22 protein-coding genes are annotated in these 22,237 nt (G+C 70.6%); 3 read left to right on the plus strand and 19 right to left on the minus strand.

What is annotated here, in order from left to right:
• Positions 1–3: 3 nt before the first annotated feature.
• From nuoK to G3I54_RS05125, 11 genes are read right to left on the minus strand one after another with little or no spacing between them, the layout of a single operon-like run.
• Positions 4–303: an NADH-quinone oxidoreductase subunit NuoK gene (nuoK, locus tag G3I54_RS05075; protein ID WP_018960446.1), complete on the minus strand. Its 300-nt coding sequence runs from the start codon at positions 301–303 to the stop codon at positions 4–6.
• Positions 300–1,127, minus strand: coding sequence for an NADH-quinone oxidoreductase subunit J (locus G3I54_RS05080; RefSeq protein WP_164611547.1), 828 nt, complete (start codon positions 1,125–1,127; stop codon positions 300–302). The genes nuoK and G3I54_RS05080 overlap by 4 nt, the downstream gene beginning before the upstream one ends.
• On the minus strand, positions 1,124–1,837 hold the full coding sequence (nuoI, locus tag G3I54_RS05085) for an NADH-quinone oxidoreductase subunit NuoI (RefSeq protein WP_164611549.1): 714 nt from the start codon (positions 1,835–1,837) through the stop codon (positions 1,124–1,126). The genes G3I54_RS05080 and nuoI overlap by 4 nt, the downstream gene beginning before the upstream one ends.
• Entirely contained in the window at positions 1,830–3,233 is a 1,404-nt protein-coding gene (gene nuoH, locus G3I54_RS05090) for an NADH-quinone oxidoreductase subunit NuoH (RefSeq protein ID WP_164611551.1), read from the minus strand. Before nuoH ends, nuoI begins: the two co-directional genes overlap by 8 nt.
• A complete protein-coding gene (locus G3I54_RS05095) occupies positions 3,230–5,740 on the minus strand; it encodes an NADH-quinone oxidoreductase subunit G (protein WP_164611553.1) in 2,511 nt (836 codons plus the stop codon). The genes nuoH and G3I54_RS05095 overlap by 4 nt, the downstream gene beginning before the upstream one ends.
• Positions 5,737–7,119 carry an NADH-quinone oxidoreductase subunit NuoF gene (gene nuoF / locus G3I54_RS05100; protein ID WP_343240273.1) on the minus strand — a complete coding sequence of 461 codons (1,383 nt, stop codon included), beginning with the start codon at positions 7,117–7,119 and terminating at the stop codon, positions 5,737–5,739. The genes G3I54_RS05095 and nuoF overlap by 4 nt, the downstream gene beginning before the upstream one ends.
• Positions 7,116–7,955 (minus strand): NADH-quinone oxidoreductase subunit NuoE, encoded by an 840-nt coding sequence (gene nuoE / locus G3I54_RS05105; protein ID WP_164611557.1) that lies wholly within the window; start codon positions 7,953–7,955, stop codon positions 7,116–7,118. The genes nuoF and nuoE overlap by 4 nt, the downstream gene beginning before the upstream one ends.
• A gap of 29 nt (positions 7,956–7,984) precedes the next feature.
• Positions 7,985–9,307, minus strand: coding sequence for an NADH-quinone oxidoreductase subunit D (locus G3I54_RS05110; RefSeq protein ID WP_164611559.1), 1,323 nt, complete (start codon positions 9,305–9,307; stop codon positions 7,985–7,987).
• A complete protein-coding gene (locus G3I54_RS05115) occupies positions 9,307–10,032 on the minus strand; it encodes an NADH-quinone oxidoreductase subunit C (protein WP_164611561.1) in 726 nt (241 codons plus the stop codon). Before G3I54_RS05115 ends, G3I54_RS05110 begins: the two co-directional genes overlap by 1 nt.
• Complete coding sequence (locus G3I54_RS05120; protein WP_164611563.1) at positions 10,029–10,583, minus strand: NADH-quinone oxidoreductase subunit B; 555 nt, start codon at positions 10,581–10,583, stop codon at positions 10,029–10,031. Before G3I54_RS05120 ends, G3I54_RS05115 begins: the two co-directional genes overlap by 4 nt.
• 18 nt (positions 10,584–10,601) lie before the next feature.
• Positions 10,602–10,961 carry an NADH-quinone oxidoreductase subunit A gene (locus G3I54_RS05125; protein WP_003967084.1) on the minus strand — a complete coding sequence of 120 codons (360 nt, stop codon included), beginning with the start codon at positions 10,959–10,961 and terminating at the stop codon, positions 10,602–10,604.
• Positions 10,962–11,737: 776 nt separating this feature from the next.
• Here G3I54_RS05125 and G3I54_RS05130 point away from each other — a divergent pair.
• On the plus strand, positions 11,738–12,589 hold the full coding sequence (locus tag G3I54_RS05130; RefSeq protein WP_164611565.1) for a C40 family peptidase: 852 nt from the start codon (positions 11,738–11,740) through the stop codon (positions 12,587–12,589).
• Position 12,590: 1 nt separating this feature from the next.
• Here the strand turns inward: G3I54_RS05130 and G3I54_RS05135 are convergent, their stop codons facing one another.
• The 3 genes from G3I54_RS05135 to G3I54_RS05140 all read right to left on the minus strand — a co-directional run bounded on the left by G3I54_RS05135 (position 12,591) and on the right by G3I54_RS05140 (position 16,040).
• Complete coding sequence (locus G3I54_RS05135) at positions 12,591–13,832, minus strand: Cmx/CmrA family chloramphenicol efflux MFS transporter (RefSeq protein WP_164611567.1); 1,242 nt, start codon at positions 13,830–13,832, stop codon at positions 12,591–12,593.
• Positions 13,833–14,331: 499 nt separating this feature from the next.
• Positions 14,332–14,508: a hypothetical protein gene (locus G3I54_RS38865; protein WP_203685532.1), complete on the minus strand. Its 177-nt coding sequence runs from the start codon at positions 14,506–14,508 to the stop codon at positions 14,332–14,334.
• A gap of 248 nt (positions 14,509–14,756) precedes the next feature.
• Positions 14,757–16,040, minus strand: a complete 1,284-nt coding sequence (locus G3I54_RS05140) for a geranylgeranyl reductase family protein (RefSeq protein ID WP_164611569.1) — start codon at positions 16,038–16,040, stop codon at positions 14,757–14,759.
• Between the two features lie 97 nt (positions 16,041–16,137).
• On the opposite strand from G3I54_RS05140, the gene G3I54_RS05145 reads away from it, so the two are divergent.
• Positions 16,138–16,665: a GNAT family N-acetyltransferase gene (locus G3I54_RS05145; protein WP_164611570.1), complete on the plus strand. Its 528-nt coding sequence runs from the start codon at positions 16,138–16,140 to the stop codon at positions 16,663–16,665.
• 15 nt (positions 16,666–16,680) lie between these two features.
• Here G3I54_RS05145 and G3I54_RS05150 read toward each other — a convergent pair whose 3' ends face one another.
• From G3I54_RS05150 to G3I54_RS05170, 5 genes are read right to left on the minus strand one after another with little or no spacing between them, the layout of a single operon-like run.
• Positions 16,681–17,373, minus strand: a complete 693-nt coding sequence (locus tag G3I54_RS05150; protein WP_164611572.1) for a demethylmenaquinone methyltransferase — start codon at positions 17,371–17,373, stop codon at positions 16,681–16,683.
• A 30-nt stretch (positions 17,374–17,403) separates the two neighbouring features.
• Positions 17,404–18,336 carry a TauD/TfdA family dioxygenase gene (locus G3I54_RS05155; RefSeq protein ID WP_164611573.1) on the minus strand — a complete coding sequence of 311 codons (933 nt, stop codon included), beginning with the start codon at positions 18,334–18,336 and terminating at the stop codon, positions 17,404–17,406.
• Between the two features lie 31 nt (positions 18,337–18,367).
• The gene (locus tag G3I54_RS05160) at positions 18,368–19,195 is read right to left on the minus strand and encodes an ABC transporter ATP-binding protein (protein ID WP_164611575.1); all 828 of its coding nucleotides are present in this window, start codon (positions 19,193–19,195) and stop codon (positions 18,368–18,370) included.
• Positions 19,179–20,228: an ABC transporter substrate-binding protein gene (locus tag G3I54_RS05165; protein ID WP_164611577.1), complete on the minus strand. Its 1,050-nt coding sequence runs from the start codon at positions 20,226–20,228 to the stop codon at positions 19,179–19,181. The genes G3I54_RS05160 and G3I54_RS05165 overlap by 17 nt, the downstream gene beginning before the upstream one ends.
• Before the next feature lie 53 nt (positions 20,229–20,281).
• Entirely contained in the window at positions 20,282–21,175 is an 894-nt protein-coding gene (locus G3I54_RS05170; RefSeq protein ID WP_164611579.1) for an ABC transporter permease, read from the minus strand.
• A gap of 544 nt (positions 21,176–21,719) precedes the next feature.
• Here G3I54_RS05170 and G3I54_RS05175 point away from each other — a divergent pair.
• Positions 21,720–22,229, plus strand: coding sequence for a SigE family RNA polymerase sigma factor (locus G3I54_RS05175; RefSeq protein WP_164611612.1), 510 nt, complete (start codon positions 21,720–21,722; stop codon positions 22,227–22,229).
• The last annotated feature ends 8 nt before the right edge of the window (positions 22,230–22,237 follow it).

Consider the following 22,237-nt stretch of genomic DNA (forward strand, 5'->3'; position numbering starts at 1 on the left):
CCCTTACAGCTTCATCAGGCTGGCGTCGTCGACCGAGGCCGAGTGGCGGGAGCGGAACAACGACACGATGATCGCGAGTCCGACGACGACTTCCGCGGCGGCGACGACCATCGTGAAGAACGCGACGATCTGCCCGTCGAGGTTGCCGTGCATCCGCGAGAACGTGACGAGCGCCAGATTGCAGGCGTTGAGCATCAGCTCGACGCACATGAACAGCACGATCGTGTTCCGCCTGATCAGCACCCCGGAGGCGCCGATCGCGAACAGCAGGGCCGCGAGGTAGAGGTAGTTGACCGGGTTCACTGGGCGGCCTCCGAATTCTCCACGTCCTTGCGCCCCAGCCGCTCCCCGGAGCGCTGCTCCAGCGCCTTGAGATCGGCGAGGGACTGCTGCGAGACATCGCGGATCTGACCGCGTTCGCGCAGGGTCTGCATGACGGTGAGCTCGGACGGCGTGCCGTCGGGGAGCAGACCGGGGATGTCCACCGCGTTGTGCCGGGCGTAGACGCCGGGGGCGGGGAGCGGCGGGAGGTGCTTGCCGCGCACGCGCTCCTCGGACATCTCCCGCTGGGTCTTGGCCCGTTCGGTGCGCTCGCGGTGCGTGAGCACCATCGCGCCGACGGTCGCGGTGATCAGCAGGGCGCCGGTGATCTCGAAGGCGAAGACGTACTTGGTGAAGATGAGGTTGGCGATTCCCTCGACGTTGCCGCCGTGCCGGGCGTTGGCCGCGCCGAGCCCGTTGAAGGTGCTCAGGGAGGCGTTGCCGATGCCCGCGATCAGCAGGACGGCGAACCCGAGTGCGCATCCGAGGGCCAGCCAGCGCTGGCCCTTGAGGGTCTCCTTGAGGGAGTCCGCCGCGGTGACGCCGACGAGCATGACGACGAAGAGGAACAGCATCATGATCGCGCCGGTGTAGACGACGATCTGGACGATGCCGAGGAAATACGCGCCGTTGGCGAGGTAGAAGACCGCGAGGACGATCATGGTTCCGGCGAGCGACAGGGCGCTGTGCACGGACTTCTTCATCAGCACCGTGGAGAGCGCGCCGATCACGGCGACGGTGCCCAGGATCCAGAACTGGATGGCCTCACCGGTCGAGGTGGTGGTGGCCGCGGCCAGGGCGTTCACGCCTCCACCCCCTTGTCCTGCCGGGTGTCGGCGGCCCGCGTGGACTCGATGGGGTCCTCGTCGGACTTGTCGCTCTCGCCCTTGGACACGGCCGTCTGACGGACCGTACCGGGAGCGGCCTCGGTGACCACGCCCCGGTAGTAGTCCTGTTCGTCCATGCCGGGGAAGATCGCGTGCGGGCTGTCGACCATGCCTTCGTCCAGGCCCGCGAGCAGCTCGTCCTTGGTGTAGATGAGGCTCTCGCGGGTGGTGTTGGCGAGCTCGAACTCGTTGGTCATGGTCAGCGCCCGGGTGGGGCACGCCTCGATGCAGAGTCCGCACAGGATGCAGCGCGCGTAGTTGATCTGGTAGACGCGGCCGTAGCGCTCTCCCGGGGAGTAGCGCTCCTCCTCGGTGTTGTCCGCGCCCTCCACGTAGATCGCGTCCGCCGGACACGCCCAGGCGCACAGCTCGCAGCCGACGCACTTCTCCAGGCCGTCCGGGTGGCGGTTGAGCTGGTGGCGGCCGTGGAAGCGGGGCGCCGTCACCTTCGGCGTCTCCGGATACTGCTCGGTGAGCCGCTTCTTGAACATGGCCTTGAAGGTCACGCCGAAGCCGGCCACGGGGTTCTGGAACTTCTCCCCGGACTCCCCCGGCTCCCCGGTCTGTCCCGCCCGGCCCGAGGATCCAGCGGATCCCGATGAGCCCGTGAGCTCTGGTTTCTCAGACACCGCCGGCCTCCTTTCCATCACTCGCGCTTTCGTCACTCTGAGTATCCGACCCACCACTGACAACGAGCTCCCGGTCCCGTCGTGGCCTGCGCCTGGGCACGGGCGGCAGCGTCTGTCCGGGCAGCGGCGGCACCGGGAACCCACCCGCCATCGGATCGAAGGCGGGCTCCGGTCCGGCCGCTTCCTCGTCGGCCCTGCGCCTGCGGTCGCGGTACATGTCGACGACGAAGGAGATCAGCAGGATCGAGATCACGACAGCGGCGACGTACAGCACGATCCGGGAGAAGTCGTAGCCCTCGTTGCGCAGGGCCCTGACGGTGGCGACGAGCATCAGCCAGACCACCGAGACCGGGATGAGGACCTTCCAGCCCAGCTTCATCAACTGGTCGTAGCGCACCCGGGGAAGGGTGCCGCGCAGCCAGATGAAGAAGAAGATCAGCAACTGGAGCTTCAGGAAGAACCAGAGCATCGGCCACCAGCCGTGGTTCGCGCCCTCCCAGAAGGCGGAGACCGGGTACGGGGCCCGCCAGCCGCCGAGGAACAGCGTCACCGCGATCATCGACACGGTCACCATGTGGATGTACTCGGCGAGCATGAACATCGCGAACTTGATGGAGCTGTACTCGGTGTTGAACCCGCCGACCAGGTCGCCCTCGGACTCCGGCATGTCGAACGGGGCCCGGCTGGCCTCACCGACCATGGTCACCATGTAGATGATGAAGGAGACCGGCAGCAGCATGATGTACCAGCGGTCCGCCTGCGCCTCCACGATCGTCGAGGTGGACATCGACCCGGAGTAGAGGAAGACCGAGGCGAAGGCGGCGCCCATGGCGATCTCGTACGAGATCATCTGGGCGGACGAACGGATTCCGCCGAGCAGCGGGTACGTCGAGCCCGAGGACCAGCCACCGAGGACGAAGCCGTACACCCCGACCGCGCCGACGGCGAGGATGTAGAGCGCGGCGATCGGGAGGTCCGTGAGCTGCATCGTGGTGCGCTGCCCGAAGATCGAGACCTCGTTGCCCGCCGGGCCGAAGGGGATCACGGCGATCGCCATGAAGGCCGGGATCGCGGCGAGGATCGGCGCGATGACGTAGACCGCCTTGTCCGCGCGCTTGACGATCACGTCTTCCTTGAGCATCAGCTTGATGCCGTCGGCGAGCGACTGGAGCAGCCCCCAGGGGCCGTGCCGGTTGGGGCCGATGCGCAGCTGCATCCAGGCGACGACCTTGCGTTCCCACACGATGGAGAACAGCACGATCAGCATCAGGAACGCGAAGCAGAAGACCGCCTTGATGACGACGAGCCACCAGGGGTCGGTGCCGAACATCGAGAGATCCTCGGCGGCGAGGACGGCGCGCTCGGGCGCCGTCGTGAGTGCGGCGAGGCCAGTCACGCTCGTACCTCCGATGGTTCGACGGGCTCACCCGGTGCGGCGGCGGGGCCGATCCGCACCAGGCCGCCGGGGTTCGCGCCGGTGTCGGCGGGGATGCCGCGCCCCACCGAGTTCAGCGGCACCCAGACCACCCGGTCCGGCATGTCGGTGACCGCGAGGGGCAGTTCGACGGTGCCCGCGGGGCCGGTGACGGCGAGCAGGTCGCCGTCCTTGACGCCGGACTCGGCGGCGGTGACCGCCGAGAGCCGGGCGACGGCCGCGTGCCGGGTGCCGGCGAGCGCGGTGTCGCCCTCCTGGAGCCGGCCCAGGTCGAGCAGCATCCGGTGGCCCGCGAGGACCGCCTCGCCGTCGCCGGGCCGGGGCAGGGGCTGCGCGCTCTCGCGCGGGTCGTCCGCGTGGCCGCCCTCCCAGCCGCCGAGCCGGTCCAGCTCGCGGCGGGCGGCGGTCAGGTCCGGCAGGGCGAAGTGCACGTCCATGGCGTCGGCCAGCATGTGCAGCACCCGGGAGTCGGTCGGCGCGAGCGTCCGGGACATCTGCTCGGGCTTCAGCGCCGCCTGGAACATCCGTACCCGGCCCTCCCAGTTGAGGAAGGTGCCGGACTTCTCCGCGACGGCGGCGACTGGGAAGACCACGTCCGCGCGGGCGGTGACCGCGCTCGGCCGCAGCTCCAGCGAGACCAGGAAGCCGACCTCGTTCAGCGCCTGGAGGGCACGGTTCGGGTCGGGCAGGTCCTCGACGCCGACCCCGGCGACGAGCAGCGCGCCCAGTTCGCCGGTGGCCGCTGCCTCGACGATCTGGCCGGTGTCGCGGCCGTAGCGGGTGGGCAGTTCGGCGACCCGCCACAGCTCCGCGACCTCGTCGCGGGCCCGCGGGTCGGTGGCCGGGCGGCCGCCGGGCAGCAGCGAGGGGAGCGCGCCCGCCTCGACCGCGCCCCGGTCGCCTGCCCGGCGCGGGATCCACACCAGGCGTGCGCCGGTGGCGGTGGCGGTGCGCAGGGCGGCGCTCAGCGCACCGGGCACTCCGGCGAGCCGCTCGCCGACGATGATCAGGGAGTGCTCGCCGCGCAACGCCTCGGCGGCGGCCGCCCCTTCGGCCTCCAGGCCGACGCCGCCCGCGAGCGCGTCCAGCCACTCGGTCTCGGTGCCGGGGGCGGCGGGCAGCAGGGTGCCGCCCGCCTTCACCAGGCCCCGGGTGGCGTGCGAGGCCAGCGCGAAGGTCTTCTGGCCGCTCTTGCGGTGGGCCTTGCGCAGCCGCAGGAAGACGCCGGGCGCCTCCTCCTCGGACTCGAACCCGACGAGCAGGACCGCGGGGGCCTTCTCCAGCGCGGTGTACGTGACGCCCTCGCCGTCGAGGTCCCGGCCGCGTCCGGCGACCCGGGCGGCCAGGAAGTCGGCCTCCTCGGCGCTGTGGACCCGGGAGCGGAAGTCGATGTCGTTGGTGTCGAGGGCGACCCGGGCGAACTTGCTGTACGCGTAGGAGTCCTCGACGGTCAGCCGGCCGCCGGTCAGGACGCCCGTACGGCCGCGGGCGGCGAGGAGTCCGGCCGCCGCGGCTGCCAGCGCCTCGGGCCAGCTCGCCGGTTCCAGGACGCCTTCGGCGTTGCGGACCAGCGGGGTGGTGAGCCGGTCACGCTGCTGGGCGTAACGGAAGCCGAACCGCCCCTTGTCGCAGAGCCATTCCTCGTTGACCTCGGGCTCGTTGGCCGCGAGGCGTCGCATGACCTTGCCGCGCCGGTGGTCGGTCCGGGTCGAGCAGCCGCCCGCGCACTGCTCGCACACCGAGGGGGTGGAGACCAGGTCGAAGGGGCGGGAGCGGAATCGGTACGCCGCCGAGGTCAGCGCGCCGACCGGGCAGATCTGGATGGTGTTGCCGGAGAAGTACGACTCGAAGGGGTCGCCCTCGCCGGTGCCGACCTGCTGGAGGGCGCCGCGCTCGATCAGCTCGATCATCGGGTCGCCCGCCACCTGGTTGGAGAACCGGGTGCAGCGCGCGCAGAGCACGCACCGCTCGCGGTCCAGCAGCACCTGGGTGGAGATCGGGACGGGCTTCTCGAAGGTCCGCTTCTTGCCCTCGAAGCGGGAGTCGGCGCCGCCGTGCGACATCGCCTGGTTCTGGAGCGGGCACTCGCCGCCCTTGTCGCAGACCGGGCAGTCCAGCGGATGGTTGATCAGCAGCAGCTCCATCACGCCCTTCTGCGCCTTCTCGGCGACAGGAGAGGTGATCTGCGACTTGACGACCATGCCGTCGGTGCAGGTGATGGTGCAGGAGGCCATCGGCTTGCGCTGGCCCTCGACCTCGACGATGCACTGGCGGCAGGCGCCGGCGGGGTCGAGGAGCGGGTGGTCGCAGAAGCGCGGGATCTCGATGCCGAGGAGTTCGGCGGCCCGGATGACCAGGGTCCCCTTCGGGACGCTGATCTCGATGCCGTCGATGGTCAGCGTGACCAGGTCCTCGGGCGGGATGGCCGCCTCGCCGCCCCCGGAGGGCGCACTCGTGGTGACTGTCATGCGTTCACCCCCCGGTGAGCGTTCTTGCCGTCGGTGTTCTTGTCGTCGGCCCAGGCCGTGGACCGGGCGGGGTCGAAGGGGCAGCCCTTGCCGGTGATGTGCTGCTCGTACTCCTCGCGGAAGTACTTGAGCGAGGAGAAGATCGGCGAGGCCGCGCCGTCGCCGAGCGCGCAGAACGACTTGCCGTTGATGTTGTCGGCGATGTCGTTGAGCTTGTCGAGGTCGGCCATCTCGCCCTTGCCGGCCTCGATGTCGCGGAGCAACTGGACCAGCCAGTACGTGCCTTCGCGGCAGGGTGTGCACTTGCCGCAGGACTCGTGGGCGTAGAACTCGGTCCACCGGGTGACGGCCCGCACGACGCAGGTCGTCTCGTCGAAGCACTGGAGCGCCTTGGTGCCGAGCATGGACCCGGCGGCTCCGACGCCCTCGTAGTCGAGGGGCACGTCGAGGTGCTCCTCGGTGAACATCGGGGTGGAGGAGCCGCCCGGCGTCCAGAACTTGAGCCGGTGACCGGCCCGGATGCCGCCGCTCATGTCGAGGAGCTGACGGAGTGTGATGCCGAGCGGGGCCTCGTACTGTCCGGGGCTGGTGACATGGCCGCTGAGCGAGTAGAGCGTGAAGCCCGGGGACTTCTCGCTGCCCATCGATTTGAACCAGTCCTTGCCCCTGTTCAAAATCGCGGGAACCGAGGCGATGGACTCGACGTTGTTCACCACAGTGGGGCAGGCGTACAGACCGGCGACCGCAGGGAAGGGGGGCCGCAGCCGGGGCTGGCCACGCCGTCCTTCGAGAGAGTCGAGCAGCGCGGTTTCCTCACCACAGATGTACGCACCCGCGCCCGCGTGCACCGTGAGTTCCAGATCGAGTCCTGAACCCAGGATGTTCGTCCCCAGATAACCCGCCTCGTACGCCTCTCGTACGGCCTCGTGCAGTCGTCGCAGCACGGGGACGACCTCACCGCGCAAGTAGATGAACGCATGCGACGAACGGATCGCGTAACAGGCGATCACGATGCCCTCGATGAGGCTATGCGGGTTCGCGAAGAGGAGCGGGATGTCCTTGCAGGTCCCCGGCTCCGACTCGTCGGCGTTGACAACTAGATAGTGCGGTTTGCCATCGCCCTGCGGGATGAACTGCCACTTCATCCCGGTGGGGAAGCCGGCCCCGCCGCGCCCGCGCAGACCGGAGTCCTTGACGTACGCGATGAGGTCGTCGGGGTCCATGGCCAGCGCCTTGCGCAGCCCTTCGTACCCCTCGTGGCGGCGGTAGGTGTCCAGGGTCCAGGATTCGGGCTGGTCCCAGAAGGCGGAGAGGACGGGTGCGAGCAGCTTCTCGGGGCTCGTCCCGTTGTGGTCGATCTCGGCGGCCAAGGTCATCACTCCCCCTCCTCGGCTGCGGGCCCGGCCGGGTGCTCCGGGTCGGAGGCCGAGGTCTGCTGCGGTGCGTCGTGCGAGCTGAGGTGCTCGGACGGCGAAGGGTCGTGCGGCTGCCCGTCCTGGGGCCGCGCGTCCTCGGGCTGGCCGGCGCGCGGGGAGACCACGCGCGTCTTCGGGAGCGCCTCGCCCTTGGCGAGCTTCAGCCCGACGAGGGAGGCGGGGCCGGCGCCGCCGGTCGCCTCGACGGCACCGGGGCGCTCGTCGGGGAAGCCGGCCAGGATGCGGGCGGTGTCCTTGTACGAGCAGATCGGCGCGCCTCGGGTGGGCTCCACGGTCCGTCCGGCGATCAGGTCGTCGACGAGCTGCGTGGCGCTCTGGGGCGTCTGGTTGTCGAAGAACTCCCAGTTGACCATCACGACGGGCGCGAAGTCGCAGGCGGCGTTGCACTCGATGTGTTCGAGCGTGACCTTGCCGTCCTCGGTGGTCTCGTTGTTGCCGACGCCGAGGTGCTCCTTGAGCGTGTCGAAGATGGCGTCGCCGCCCATGACCGCGCACAGGGTGTTGGTGCAGACGCCGACCTGGTAGTCGCCGCTCGGCCTGCGCCGGTACATGGAGTAGAAGGTGGCGACGGCGGTGACCTCGGCGGTGGTGAGGTCGAGCGTCTCGGCGCAGAAGGCGACGCCCGTACGGGAGACGTATCCCTCCTCGGACTGCACGAGGTGCAGCAGCGGCAGCAGGGCGGAGCGGCTGCCGGGGTAGCGGGCGAGCACCTCCTTCGCGTCCGCGTCGAGCCGGGCGCGCACCTCGGCCGGGTAGGGGGTGGCGGGGAGCTGCGGCATCCCCAGACTGACGTCTTGGCGTGAGGTGGTCACCGGTCGACGCCTCCCATCACGGGGTCGATGGACGCGACGGCGACGATGACGTCGGCGACCTGGCCGCCCTCGCACATCGCCGCCATGGCCTGCAGGTTGGTGAAGGACGGGTCGCGGAAGTGGACCCGGTAGGGGCGGGTGCCGCCGTCGGAGACGACATGCACGCCGAGTTCGCCCTTGGGGGACTCGACGGCGGTGTACGTCTGTCCGGCGGGGACCCGGAAGCCCTCGGTCACCAGCTTGAAGTGGTGGATCAGGGCTTCCATGGAGGTGCCCATGATGTTCCTGATGTGGTCGAGCGAGTTGCCGAGACCGTCGGCGCCGAGCGCGAGCTGGGCGGGCCAGGCGATCTTCTTGTCGGCGACCATGACCGGACCGGGCTCCAGGCGGTCGATGCACTGCTCGATGATCCGCAGCGACTGGCGCATCTCCTCCAGCCGGATGAGGAAGCGCCCGTAGGAGTCGCAGGTGTCGGCGGTCGGGACCTCGAAGTCGTAGGTCTCGTAGCCGCAGTACGGGTCGCTCTTGCGCAGGTCGTGCGGGAGTCCGGCGGAGCGGAGGACCGGGCCGGTGGCGCCGAGTGCCATGCAGCCGGTGAGGTCGAGGTAGCCGACGTCCTTCATCCGGGCCTTGAAGATGGGGTTGCCGGTGGCGAGCTTGTCGTACTCCGGCAGGTTCTTCTTCATGGTCTTGATGAACTCGCGCAGCTGGTCGACCGCGCCCGGCGGCAGGTCCTGGGCGAGGCCGCCGGGGCGGACGAACGCGTGGTTCATCCGCAGGCCGGTGAAGAGCTCGAAGAGGTCGAGAACCAGTTCACGATCGCGGAAGCCGTAGATCATGATCGTGGTCGCGCCGAGCTCCATGCCGCCGGTGGCGATGCACACCAGGTGCGAGGCGAGCCGGTTGAGCTCCATCAGCAGCACGCGGATGACGGTGGCCCGGTCGGGGATCTGGTCCTCGATGCCGAGGAGCTTCTCGACGCCCAGGCAGTACGCCGTCTCGTTGAAGAACGGCGTCAGGTAGTCCATCCGCGTGACGAAGGTGGTGCCCTGGGTCCAGTTGCGGAATTCGAGGTTCTTCTCGATGCCGGTGTGGAGGTAGCCGATGCCGCAGCGGGCCTCGGTGACGGTCTCGCCGTCGATCTCCAGGATGAGCCGCAGCACCCCGTGCGTGGACGGGTGCTGGGGGCCCATGTTGACGATGATGCGCTCGTCGTCGGACTTCACCGCGGATTCGACGACCTCGTCCCAGTCGCCGCCGGTGACTGTATATACAGTCCCCTCGGTCGTGGCACGGGGCGTTGCGTGGGGAGTGGTCATCAGGAGTACGACCTCCGCTGGTCCGGAGCCGGGATCTGGGCGCCCTTGTACTCGACGGCGATGCCGCCGAGCGGGTAGTCCTTGCGCTGCGGGAAGCCCTGCCAGTCGTCCGGCATCATGATCCGGGTCAGGGCCGGGTGCCCGTCGAAGATGAGCCCGAAGAAGTCGTACGCCTCGCGCTCGTGCCAGTCGTTGGTCGGGTAGATCTCGACGAGCGACGGGATGTGCGGGTCGCTGTCCGGGGCGGACACCTCCAGCCGGATCAGCCGGCCGTGGGTGAGCGAGCGCAGGTGGTAGACGGCGTGCAGCTCGCGGCCCTTGTCGCCCAGGAAGTGGACGCCGCTCACGCCCGTACAGAGTTCGAAGCGCAGGGCGGGGTCGTCGCGCAGGGTGCGGGCGACCTGGACGAGGTGCTCGCGGGCGATGTGGAAGGTCAGCTCGTCGCGGTCGACGACCGTCTTCTCGATGGCGTTCTCGGGCAGCAGGTCCTGTTCCTCCAGGGCCCCTTCGAGCTCGTCGGCCACCTCGTCGAACCAGCCGCCGTAGGGCCGGGAGGAGGCTCCCGGCAGGGTGACGGTGCGGACGAGGCCGCCGTAGCCGGAGGTGTCGCCGCCGTTGTTCGCGCCGAACATGCCCTTGCGTACGCGGATGACCTCGCCGCCGGTGTCGCGCGGGGCGGGTACGGAGTTGCCGTTCCGGCCCTCGCCGTGGGTGTGGTCGCTCACCGCAGCAGCCCCTTCATCTCGATCAGGGGCAGCGCCTTGAGGGCCGCTTCCTCCGCCTCGCGGGCGGCCTCCTCCGCGTTGACCCCGAGCTTGCCGTCCTGGATCTTCTGGTGGAGCTTGAGGATGGCGTCCAGCAGCATCTCGGGACGGGGCGGGCAACCCGGCAAATAGATATCAACCGGGACAATGTGATCAACACCCTGCACAATGGCGTAATTGTTGAACATTCCACCCGATGACGCACAAACTCCCATGGAAATGACCCACTTGGGATTCGGCATCTGGTCGTAGACCTGCCGCAGGACGGGTGCCATCTTCTGGCTCACCCGCCCGGCGACGATCATCAGGTCCGCCTGTCGCGGCGATCCGCGGAAGACCTCCATCCCGAACCGGGCGAGGTCGTAGCGGCCGGCGCCGGTCGTCATCATCTCGATGGCGCAGCAGGCGAGTCCGAACGTGGCCGGGAAGACGGAGGATTTCCGCACCCAGCCCGCGGCCTGCTCGACCGTGGCCAGAACGAAGCCGCTCGGCAGTTTCTCTTCGAGTCCCATGGTGTGCCCCTCAGCCCCTCAGTCCCATTCCAGGCCGCCGCGACGCCATACATACGCATAGGCGACGAAGACGGTGAGCACGAAGAGCAGCATCTCCACGAGCCCGAAGATCCCCAGGGCGTCGAAGGAGACCGCCCAGGGATAGAGGAAGACGATCTCGATGTCGAAGACGATGAAAAGCATCGCCGTCAGGTAGTACTTGATGGGAAAGCGGCCGCCACCGGCCGGAGTCGGGGTGGGTTCGATACCGCACTCGTACGCTTCGAGCTTTGCCCGGTTGTAGCGCTTGGGGCCGATAAGCGTGGCCATGACCACGGAGAAGATCGCAAACCCTGCCCCGAGGGCGCCGAGCACGAGGATGGGCGCGTAGGCATTCACGCTCCTCGCTCCTTCCAGTCGTCCTTGACCTTTGGACCGCATCGGGCGACCGGCTCGCCACCTCACCAAGATCGTGCACATGTGAGGCAGTTCACAAGCCCGACTGCCCCGCATCCTATGCCCGGTCCCCTGTGATCTGCGACACGGGGTACGACAACGGCTTTGTGATCTCCACCACCTGACGAAGGATCATGAAGTCGTATGAGCGGTGATCTTCGTACGCGAAGCGGCCGAGTGATCACGAGACGTGACATTCGGTGGTGTTACCGCTGGTCAAAGGCGCGCGGCGCTATCAATCGACGGCCTGTACAAGCAAATTGGCGGTGGACGGCCCGGAGGTGATAAGGGCGCGACCCGATCCCGGCGCTCACCCGGACGAGGGGCGGCGAGGACCGAAGGGGACATGTGCCCGCATTCACGAACTTCCGGATCAGGCGCCCGGCGACGCCCCGCGCCCCGGTCCGGCCGCGGAGGTCCACGCGGGTCGCGGGCGCGAGGGTTGCCTGTCGCGGTGGACTCACACTGTGACCTGCGCCACTCGGCCCCGCACGCCAGGAAACCGGGCTTGGCCATCGGTGTGAACGGATGGTAAGCGACGGGCAATTCGGGCGTATTGCCGAAAGGCAGTGATCACGGGGCTGATTGCGGCCGCCCGATTTGCCCGTTACGGCGTCAATAAAGGCGCTCAGAAAGCGGATTCACAGATTCCGAACGTAACTGTGTCGCAACACACGTTTCTTGATGGGACCCCTACAGCCCTGATAGCGCTAGTACCCATGTCCCACACCGCTCACATACCCAGCCACCGGAAGCCCCGCCAGCGCGCCTCGAAGTCGGCACTGCGAGCCGGAGTTGCCGGTGGCGTCCTCAGCACCATCGCGGTCGCGAGTGCCGCCGGTCCGGCCCAGGCCGAGCCGGTGACCCAGACGATCGAGATGCCCACCATCACGTCCGGCTTCTCCACCGCTGTGGCCGCCTCCGCACAGGCCACCCAGCAGGTCGCCCTCGACCTGGAGACGCAGGCCGACGAGGACGCCGCGGCCGAGAAGGCCGCGAAGACGGCCAAGAAGGCCCACGCCGAGGCCGTCCGCAAGGCCGAGGCCAAGAAGAAGGCCGAAGCCGCCGCGAAGGCCAAGGCCGAGGCGGAGGCCAAGGAGCGCGCCGAGCGCGCCTCCCGGACCGCCGAGCGCACGACGCTCAGCGCCTCCTCCGGCTCCTCGGACTCCACGGGCAGCTCCGCCTCCGCCCCGTCCTCCTCCTCCTCGAACGTGAGCGGTTCCGCCGCCTCCATCGTGGCGTTCGCCAAGGCCCAGGTCGGCGACGCGTACGTCTCCGGCGGCACCGGCCCCAACGCGTGGGACTGCTCCGGCCTGGTCCAGGCCGCCTACCGCACGGCGGGCATCGACCTGCCGCGCGTCTCGCAGTCCCAGTCGACCGCCGGCACCCAGGTCTCCCTGGACAACCTCCAGCCCGGCGACATCCTGTACTGGGGCGGCGCGGGCAGCGCGTACCACGTGGCGATCTACGTCGGCGGCGGCGAGTTCGTCGGTGCGCAGAACTCCAGCACCGGCACGGTGCAGCGCTCCATGGACTACGACCGGCCGACCGGCGCGGTCCGCGTTCTCTGATTCACAAGCGGTTCCCCGGGTGTTCGCCCGGCGGACCGCCGCGCCCTCGGGCGCACCGGTGCACCGCTGAGGGCCGCCGCTCCCCCGCTCGGGGGCGGCGGCCCTTCGCCGTCGTCGCGGCGACGAGCAGCGCCAGGACCATCAGCAGGGCGCTCACCCGGACCGGAGCCCGGTAGCCGAGCCCGGCGTCCAGGGCCAGTCCGCCCGCCCACGGCCCCACCGTCGCCCCCAGGTTGAACGCGGCCGTCGAGAAGGCGCCGGCCAGCGTAGGGGCCCCGGGGGCGAGGCCCAGCACCCGGGTGATCAGGGCGGTGCCCGTACCGAAGGCGAGCATGCCGAGGAGCGGGATCAGCACCAGGGCGAGCACCGGGCTGCCCGCCGCCACGGCGAGCGCCGCCCAGCCGACGGTGAGGGCGGTCATGCCGGTGGCGACGACGGCGACCGGACGGGCGTCAGCGAACCGGCCCGCCACCGCGACCCCGGCGAACGAGCCCGCCCCGAAGAGCGCCAGGGCCACCGGCACCCACCCCGCGCCCAGGCCCGCCTCCCGGGTGAGGAGCGGCTCCAGGTAGGAGAACGCGCAGAAGGTCGCCCCCTGCACCAGGGCCATCGTGAGCAGGGTCGGCCGCAGCCGGGGGCCGGTCAGCGCGCGCAGTTCGTCCCGTACGGGGACGGGAGCGGCGGCCACGCCCGTACTCCGGCCGCCCGGGATGGAGCGCAGGACCGCGAGGACGGCGGGCAGCGAGACGATCGCGACCGCCCAGAAGGCCGACCGCCACCCCCAGCGCTCCCCCAGCACCGCGCCGGCCGGTACGCCCACCACGCAGGCGATCGTCACGCCGCCGACCACCACGGCGGTGGCGCGGCCCTTCAGCCGGTCGGGGACCATCGCGACGGCCGTCGTCAGGGCCACCGCCCAGAAGCCCGCGTTGGCCAGGGCTCCGACGAAGCGGGTCGCGAGGAGCACGCCGTAGTTCGGGGTGAGCGCGCCGACGACATGGACGGCGACGAACACGGTGAGGAAGAGGAACAGGGCGCGGCGGCGCGGCCAGGTGCGGCTGGAGAGCGCCATCAGGGGTGCGCCGACGACCATCCCGACGGCGAAGGCGGAAGTGAGGAGGCCGGCGGCGGAGAGGGAGACGCCGAGGTCGGCGGCGATGCCCGAGAGAAGCCCGGACAGCATGAACTCGGAGGTGCCCTGGGCGAAGACCGCGAGCCCGAGGACGTAGACGGCGAATGGCATGGGTGAGTAGCCCCTTGGACGGAACCGTCGGATGGACAGACAGACCGGTGTGCGGGGATGGGGGCCGCGCGGACGCCCGCCGGAGGTCCGGCGGTGGCTCGGCGCGAAGAAGTGCCCGGCGTCGGTCGACGTGGAAAGGTGTCGATCCGAGGTGATCCGAAGTGATCTGAGATGACCTGCGGCGATCTGCGTGATCAGCAGTCATCGGCCGGTGGCACGAACCCTGCGTACGGCGGTGGTTCGGCGCGTACGCGAGGGGGAACGGCCCGTACCCGCGGTGATCCGGCGGGCGTGGAACCGTACGGGAGCCGCCCGGTGACCCGAGGGGTCAGCCGGCGGGGCTCAGCACGAACACGGCCACCGGCGCACCGGTGGCCGGAGTCTGTCGGACTCGGGGCCGGCCATGGAAAGCGAGGCTACCGGCCGGGCGGCGGAGCCTCCAGCGGTTTTCCCGGCCGGTTCTGCCGGGCCGGGCGAAGCCGGAGGACCGCCGTCCGGATCAGCGGCGGCGCGGGCGGCGGTTCGTCCGCTCCGGCTCCTTGGCCGAAGTGGTGGGCGCGGGCGGCGCGTCGTACGGGGCGTCGAAGTCCTCGTCCTCGTCCGTCGCGGTCGGGTCCACGGCGAAACGGGGCTCCAGGAAGAGCCCGTGGTGCTGGGGCAGGGAGGCGGTGGTCATGGCTGTCTGTCCTTGGGGTCGAGCAGCGCTGTATCGGCTTGTTCCGTACCCCGCTGGCCTGCGTTCGATGTGAGCGTGCGTCAAGAAGAGTGGCACGCACCGCGTGCCGCCACAGCGGGCGGGGCGGGCGGGCGCCGTCCGGTCCGGACTGCCGACGACCGGGGGCGCGCAAATCATCGCACACGATCACCTGAGGGGCCGAGGATTAACGCCTGTGGTCCGACGACCGGGCCGGCCGGTCGACGGCCTCAGGCCTTCGGGGCCACCTTCGACAGGCCGTTGATGATGCGGTCCATCGCGTCGCCGCCCTGCGGGTCGGTCAGGTTGGCCAGCATCTTCAGGGTGAACTTCATCAGCAGCGGGTGGGTCAGGCCGCGCTGCGTGGCGAGCTTCATGATCTTGGGGTTGCCGATCAGCTTCACGAAGGCGCGGCCCATCGTGTAGTAGCCGCCGTAGGTCTCCTTGAGCACCTTCGGGTAGTTGTTCAGGGCCAGTTCGCGCTGGGCGGGGGTGGCGCGGGCGTGGGCCTGGACGATGACGTCGGCGGCGATCTGGCCCGACTCCATGGCGTACGCGATGCCTTCGCCGTTGAACGGGTTGACCATGCCGCCCGCGTCGCCGACGAGCAGGAGGCCCTTGGTGTAGTGCGGCTGACGGTTGAAGGCCATCGGGAGGGCGGCGCCGCGGATCGGCATCGTCATGTTCTCCGGGGTGTAGCCCCAGTCCTCCGGCATCGAGGCGCACCAGGCCTTGAGGACCTCGCGCCAGTCCAGCTCCTTGAAGGCGGAGGAGGAGTTGAGGATGCCGAGGCCGACGTTGGAGGTGCCGTCGCCCATGCCGAAGATCCAGCCGTAGCCGGGCAGCAGCCGGTCCTCGGCGCCGCGTTTGTCCCACAGCTCCAGCCAGGACTCCAGGTAGTCGTCGTCGTGGCGGGGCGAGGTGAAGTACGTACGGACGGCGACGCCCATCGGGCGGTCCTCGCGGCGGTGCAGGCCCATCGCCAGGGAGAGCCGGGTGGAGTTGCCGTCGGCGGCGACCACGAGCGGGGCGTGGAAGGTGACCGGGGTCTTCTCCTCACCGATCTTCGCCTCGACGCCGGTGATGCGGCCGGTGCGCTCGTCGCGGATGGGCGCGCCCACGTTGCAGCGCTCGTACAGCCGGGCGCCGGCCTTCTGCGCCTGGCGGGCCAGCTGCTCGTCGAAGTCGTCGCGCTTGCGGACCAGTCCGTAGTCCGGGTAGGAGGCGAGGTCCGGCCAGTCCAGCTGGAGCCGTACGCCGCCGCCGATGATGCGCAGGCCCTTGTTGCGCAGCCAGCCGGCCTCCTCGGAGATGTCGATCCCCATGGAGACGAGCTGTTTCGTGGCGCGCGGCGTCAGGCCGTCGCCGCAGACCTTCTCGCGGGGGAACGCCGTCTTTTCCAGCAGCAGGACGTCCAGTCCGGCCTTGGCGAGGTAGTACGCGGTCGTGGAGCCGGCAGGGCCCGCTCCGACGACGATGACATCCGCGCTGTGCTCGGAGAGGGGCTCGGTCACGGTCGGATCTCCCGAAGACTCGAATTCGCGTGCCGCGCGGCACATGTCCCGTGCAGTCTATGGGGGCCTGCGAACCAACCCTCCGAAGGGCTCCCTCATGTCGATCGCGCCTGCCACGCCCCATGCTTCGGCCCCCGCCGTACGCCTCCGTGTTCCGACGGACGAGGACGCCCTGAGCTGGCACCGGGTCTTCGACGACCCCGAGGTGATGGAGTTCTTCGGGGGCCGGCGGGCGGACTTCTCCGTGTACGAGGAGCTCACCGCGCGCCAGCGCCGGCACGACGCGGAGCTCGGCTACTGCCTGTGGACGCTCACGGACGAGGAGGACGCGGTGCTCGGCTTCACCGGGGCGCAGCCGTGGCCGCACACGCACTACGGGCCGGTCGGCGCGACCGAGATCGGCTGGCGGCTGGGGCGTGCGGCGTGGGGCCGCGGATACGCCTCCGCCGCCGCCCGCATCACGCTGGAGCGGCTGCGGGCGGCGGAGGTCGGCGAGGTGGTCGCGATGGTGCACTCGCGCAACCGGCGGTCGATGGCGGTGGCGGAGCGCCTCGGGATGCGGCGCGCGGAGTCGTACGACACCCCGCGCGGCCAGGAGGCGGTCTGCTTCCGGCTGGAGCTGTGAGGCCCCGGAGGTGACTCAGGCGCGGGTGGCCCGGTGCAGGGCCACCACGCCGCCGGTCAGGTTGCGCCAGGCGACCTTCGACCAGCCGGCCTTCTGGAGCAGTGCGGCGAGGGCGGGCTGGTCGGGCCAGTCGCGGATGGACTCGGCGAGGTAGACGTACGCGTCCGGGTTGGAGGACACCGCGCGGGCGGCCGGCGGGATCGCCCGCATCAGGTACTCCGTGTAGACCGTGCGGAACGGGGTCCAGGTCGGCTGGGAGAACTCGCAGATCACGACCCGGCCGCCGGGCTTCGTCACCCGGTACAGCTCGCGCAGCGCGACATCGGTGTCCTGGATGTTGCGCAGCCCGAAGGAGATCGTCACGGTGTCGAACGTCTCGTCCTTGAACGGCAGCCGCATGCCGTCGCCCGCGGTGAACGGCATCCACGGGTGGCGTTCCTTGCCGACCTTGAGCATGCCGAGCGAGAAGTCGCACGGCACGACATAGGCGCCCGCCTTCACGAAGGGCTGCGAGGAGGTCGCCGTACCGGCCGCCAGGTCCAGGATCTTCTGCGCGGGGCGGGCGTCGACCGCCTGGGCGACCGCCTTGCGCCACAGCCGGGCCTGGCCGAGCGAGATCACGTCGTTGGTCAGGTCGTAGTTGGCCGCCACACCATCGAACATCGAGGCGACTTCGTGCGGCTGCTTTTCCAGGGAGGCTCGGGTCACCCTTCCATTCAAGCAGCCGCACCACCGGGATCAGTGAGGGCGGTCGCCCGCGATGGCCACGCGCTCCGCGACCCGGCGGTGCGGGGCGTAGTCGTTGACCGCGTAGTGCTGGGTGGCCCGGTTGTCCCAGAACGCGACGTCGCCCGCGCGCCAGCGGAACCGCACCTGAAACTCCGGGGCGTGCGCCTGCTGGAACAGCAGCCGCAGCAGCCGGTCGCTCTCCTCCTGAGCGAAGCCCACGATCCGGGTGGTGAACGAGGCGTTGACGAAGATCGTGCGGCGGCCGGTGACCGGGTGGCGGCGCACCACCGGGTGCTCGACCGGCGGGAACTCCTCCTGGTGCGCCGCCAGCCGCTCCGGCGGATAGAAGCGCGAGAAGCCGGGGATGAAGTCGTGCACCGCCCGCGCCCCCTCGATGCGCTCCTTCACCTCCGGGGCGAGGTTGTCGTACGCGGCGGCCATGTCCGCCCACAGCGTGTCGCCGCCCACCGGCGGCACCTCGCGCAGCTGGAGGACCGCCCCGAGGGCGGGGCGCTCGCGGAAGGTGACATCCGTGTGCCAGACGTTCTCGAAGGTGGGCACGGTGGTGCGGTCGAGGCGGGCGACCTCGGGGTCGTCGCCGGTGGCGAGCAGCGGGTTGGTCTCCAGCTCGCCCCAGAGCCCGGCGAACGCCCGCTGCTGGAGCGAGGTGAGGTGCTGGTCGCGGAAGAACAGCACCTTCCACTCCAGCAGCGCCCGGTCCAGCTCGGCGCGCACGGCCGCCGTCAGCGGGCGGGAGAGGTCGACGCCGTGGATCTCCGCGCCGATGACCCGGCCGAGCGGGACCAGCCGGAAGCGCTCGTACGGGCGGTCGGTCCAGCCCTCCGGGACCCGGCGCAGCTCGCGCGGGCCCTCGTAGAGGCCGTCGGCGGGGATGCGGTGCTCGCGCAGGACGGGGGCGGGGGGCGTCGTGGTGATGGTCATGGTCCTTCTCCTCTCGGTGTACGGGGTCGGGTCAGCGGGCCGCGTTGCGCACCGCCGTGCCGATCTCGGCGCGCAGCGCGGCGTACGCGGGCAGTCCGCGCAGTTCGTCGGGGTCGGCGCCGGTGCGGGGCAGGTCGATCGGGGTGTCCAGGGCGACCGTGCCGGGGCGGTTGGTGAGGACGATCGCGCGGGTGCCGAGGAAGACCGCCTCGTCGACGCTGTGGGTGACGAAGACCGAGGTGGTCCCGGTCTCGGCGCTCACCGTGCGCAGGTCCTCCTGGAGCCGTTCCCGGGTGAGGGCGTCGAGCGCGGCGAACGGCTCGTCCAGCAGCAGGAGCCGCTTGCCGCCCGCCAGGGCACGGGCGATGGCCACGCGCTGCTGCTGGCCGCCGGAGATCTGCCAGATGCGGCGGCCGGCGGTGTCCGCGAGGCCGACCCGCTCCAGCAACTCCGCGGTCCGCTCCGGCCGTTCGGCCCGGGGCACGCCCGCGTACTTCAGCGCCAGGCCGATGTTGTCGCCGACCGTACGCCAGGGGAAGAGGCGCGGCTGCTGGAACACGATGCCCGCCTGGCTCCCCGGGTCGGGGCGCTCGCCGAACACCTCCACCGCGCCCTCGGTGGCGTGCTCGAAGCCGGCGATCAGCCGCAGCAGGGTGCTCTTGCCGCAGCCGGAGGGGCCGACGAGGACCAGGAACTCACCGGCCGGGATCTCCAGCGAGAGGGGCCCGATGGCGGTGACCGCGTCCGCGCCCCGGCCGTAGGAGTGGCGGACCTCCCGTACGGAGACGACGGGGGCGGTCCTGCCGTCCGTACCGGCCGCCGCTTCGGGTGCCTTGCCGAGGTCAGGGGCTGACGGCATCGCTGAGCCCTTCCACGTGGATGGCCTTGCGCAGGGCCTCGATGTTCGGCGCGGCGTCGATCTGCTTCTGGTCGACGAGGAACTGCGCGGCGCTGTGGAGGTTGTCCGCCAGACCGCCGACCTTGCCGGGGGCGCCGAGCCACTTGGCGTCGGCCTGCTCGGCGGGCTTGAGGAAGATGCCCTGCTTCAGCTGCGTCCCGGCCTCGGCCGGGCTGATGCCGAGCTGCTTGCCGACGGCCGCCGACGCGGCGTCGGGGTCGTCGTGGATCAGGTCGAGCGCCCGGGCCTGGGCCTTGCGCCAGGCGGGCAGCACGTCGGGGTGGGCCTTGAGGAAGCTGGTGGAGGCGACCCCGAGGTCGAGGGTGGGCTTGCCGTCGGCGGCGAGTTCGCGGCTGGAGACGATGACCTCGCCGGTCTTCTTCAGCTCTTCCAGCGTCGGCAGCCAGACGTAGGTGGCGTCGATGTCGCCGCGCGTCCAGGCGGCCAGGATGTCCTGCGGTTCGAGGTCGAGGAGCTGGACCTTCGAGGCGTCCACCCCGGCCTGGTCGAGCGCGGCGAGCAGGCTGTAGTGCGAGGTGGAGCTGAACGGGGTGGCGACCTTCTTGCCCTCCAGGTCCTTCACCGAGGAGATCTTGGAGCCGTCGCGGGCGACCAGCGCCTCGTTGTCCCCGGCCACGTCGAGCACCCAGGTGACCTCGTACGGGATGTTCAGCGGCGCGGAGAGCCCCCGGGCCACCGGGCTGGAGCCGATCGCGGCGAGGTCCACCGACCCGGCGACGAACGCGGTGTTGATGCTGGCCCCGGAGTCGAACTTGGTCCACTTGACCTGGTACCCGGGGAGCGCCTTCTCCAGCCAGCCCTTCTCCTTGACGATCAGATCGCCGCTGGGGAACGCCTGGTAGGCGATGCGTATCGTCTTGCCGCCGTCGCCCCCGTCACCGGAGCCGCCCTGGCCGCACGCCGTCATCACCAGCAGGGAGCCCAGGGCCGCGGCGAGGGAGGTGATGCGGAGCAGGCCGCGTGATCGGGGCATGTGCGTGTCCTTCGTACGAGAGTGAAAGCGGGTGGGCGGAGAGAGGAGGCGGGTCAGGTGTGGCTGCGCCACGGGGCGACCCGGTCCGACAGGATGCGCAGGGCCGCGTCGATGAGCAGGCCGGAGATGCCGATGGCGAACAGGCCGAGCACGACGGTGTCGGACTGGTTGTAGCGCTGCGCGTCACGGATCAGGCCGCCGATGCCGGGCAGTCCGTTGACGGTCTCGGCGGCGACGACGGAGGAGTACGCGATACCGAAGGCGAGCCGGACGCCGATCAGGATCTCGGGCAGCGCGGAGGGCAGGACCACGGAGGTGACGACCTGTCCGCGCCGGGCCCCGATCGCGCGGGCCGCCTCGACCAGGGCGGTCGGCGCGGACGCCACGGCGGAGGCGGTGGCGACGGCGACCGGCGGCATCGCCGCGATGGCCAGCAGCCACAGCTTGGGCGCCTCGTCGATGCCGAACCAGATGATCAGCAGGCTGAAGTAGGCGAGCGGGGGCAGGGTGCGCAGGAAGGCCACCGCGGGCTCCAGCACCACACGGACCCACGGCAGCGTCCCCATGAGGACGCCGAGCACGAGTCCCGCGGCCACGCCCGCACCGGCCCCGACGAAGATCCGGCGCAGGCTGATCCCGAGGTGTTCGATCAGGGTGTGCCCCTGGTAGCCCCGGACGCCGTCGTGTGTGCCGGAGGTCTCCAGCAGCGCCTGCCACACGGCGGCGGGCGAGGGCACCAGCACCGGCGACCACAGCTGGAGCGCGGTCACCAGCTGCCAGAGGCCGAGCAGGACGGCGAGCGCGAGGACCCGCAGTCCGATACGGCGCAGCAGGGCGGCGCGTTCGGGGCGGCGGCGGCCGTCCGCGACCGGCCGGCCCGGGGTCACGGGTGCTGTGCTTCCGGCGGGTTCGGCGGTCCGTTCCCGCACGGACGGGGTGGTCGGCATGAAGGGGTCTCCGGAGTCATGGAGCGTCGCCGGACCTGGGGACAGGCCGGTGGGACACGAGGGCGGGCAGCGCCGGGGGCGCGACGATGCGAGGGGCGGAGACCGGAGGTGGGGACAGCGCGGAAGGCGCGGAAACCGGGGACGCGCGCAGGCATCACGTGGGCACCGCGAAGGATGCCGCGGCCGGCATCAACAGGATGCGCTGGAAACGCGGCAGAGATCGATGTGGAGGCACTCCACCAGAAAACGATCGACTGTCACGGGCGCTGTTCTAGCACAGCGCTTCGAGCGGGCACCAGGATCCGCCAGGGAGTGAGACGCCTCCGGACCGGTACGTGGACGCGTACGGACGCGTACGGACGCGTACGGACGCGTACGAGGACGGATACCCGGACCGGCGCGCGGGCCGGTACGGACCGGCGCGCACGGCGCCTCGAACTGATCTTCACCGCTCTTCAACCTTTTCGGCACACGGGTGCTCTGTAAGGGGTGGGGGCCGAGGAGAGAGAGGGGACGGCGGATGCCGGCAGGGGCTGAGCCCGCCATGGCGGACGGCGAGCGCGCCGCGTTCGAGGCGTACGCCCGGACCGGGCAACGCCGGCTGTACCGGACGGCCTACCTGCTGTGCGGAGACGTCGAGGGCGCGCAGGACCTGACGCAGACGACGCTCGCCAAGCTGTTCCAGCACTGGCGCAGGGCGAGCCGGGCGGACAACCTCGACGCCTACGCCAAGACCGTGCTGGTGCGCACCTTCGTGGCCGAACGCCGCCGCACCGTACGCGATCTGCTCGCCCACAACCGCAACGCGCCCCGCCCGCAGCCCAATCCGGCACCCGGCGCCGACCTCCGGGTCACCCTGCTCGCCCTGCTCGCCGAACTCCCGCCGCGCGCACGGGCGATGGTCGTCCTGCGCTACTGGGACGACCTGAGCGTGGAGACCGTCGCCTCGCTGCTGCGGTGCAGCGAGTCCACGGTGAAGAGCCAGTGCTCGCGTTCGCTCGTCCGACTGCGCGCCCGGATGGGCGACGTCCAGCTCTACTCCACCGGAAGCTGAGGGCCGGT

The organism is Streptomyces sp. SID14515 (genome assembly GCF_010548505.1).
In the GTDB taxonomy this organism is placed as follows: domain Bacteria; phylum Actinomycetota; class Actinomycetes; order Streptomycetales; family Streptomycetaceae; genus Streptomyces; species Streptomyces caviscabies.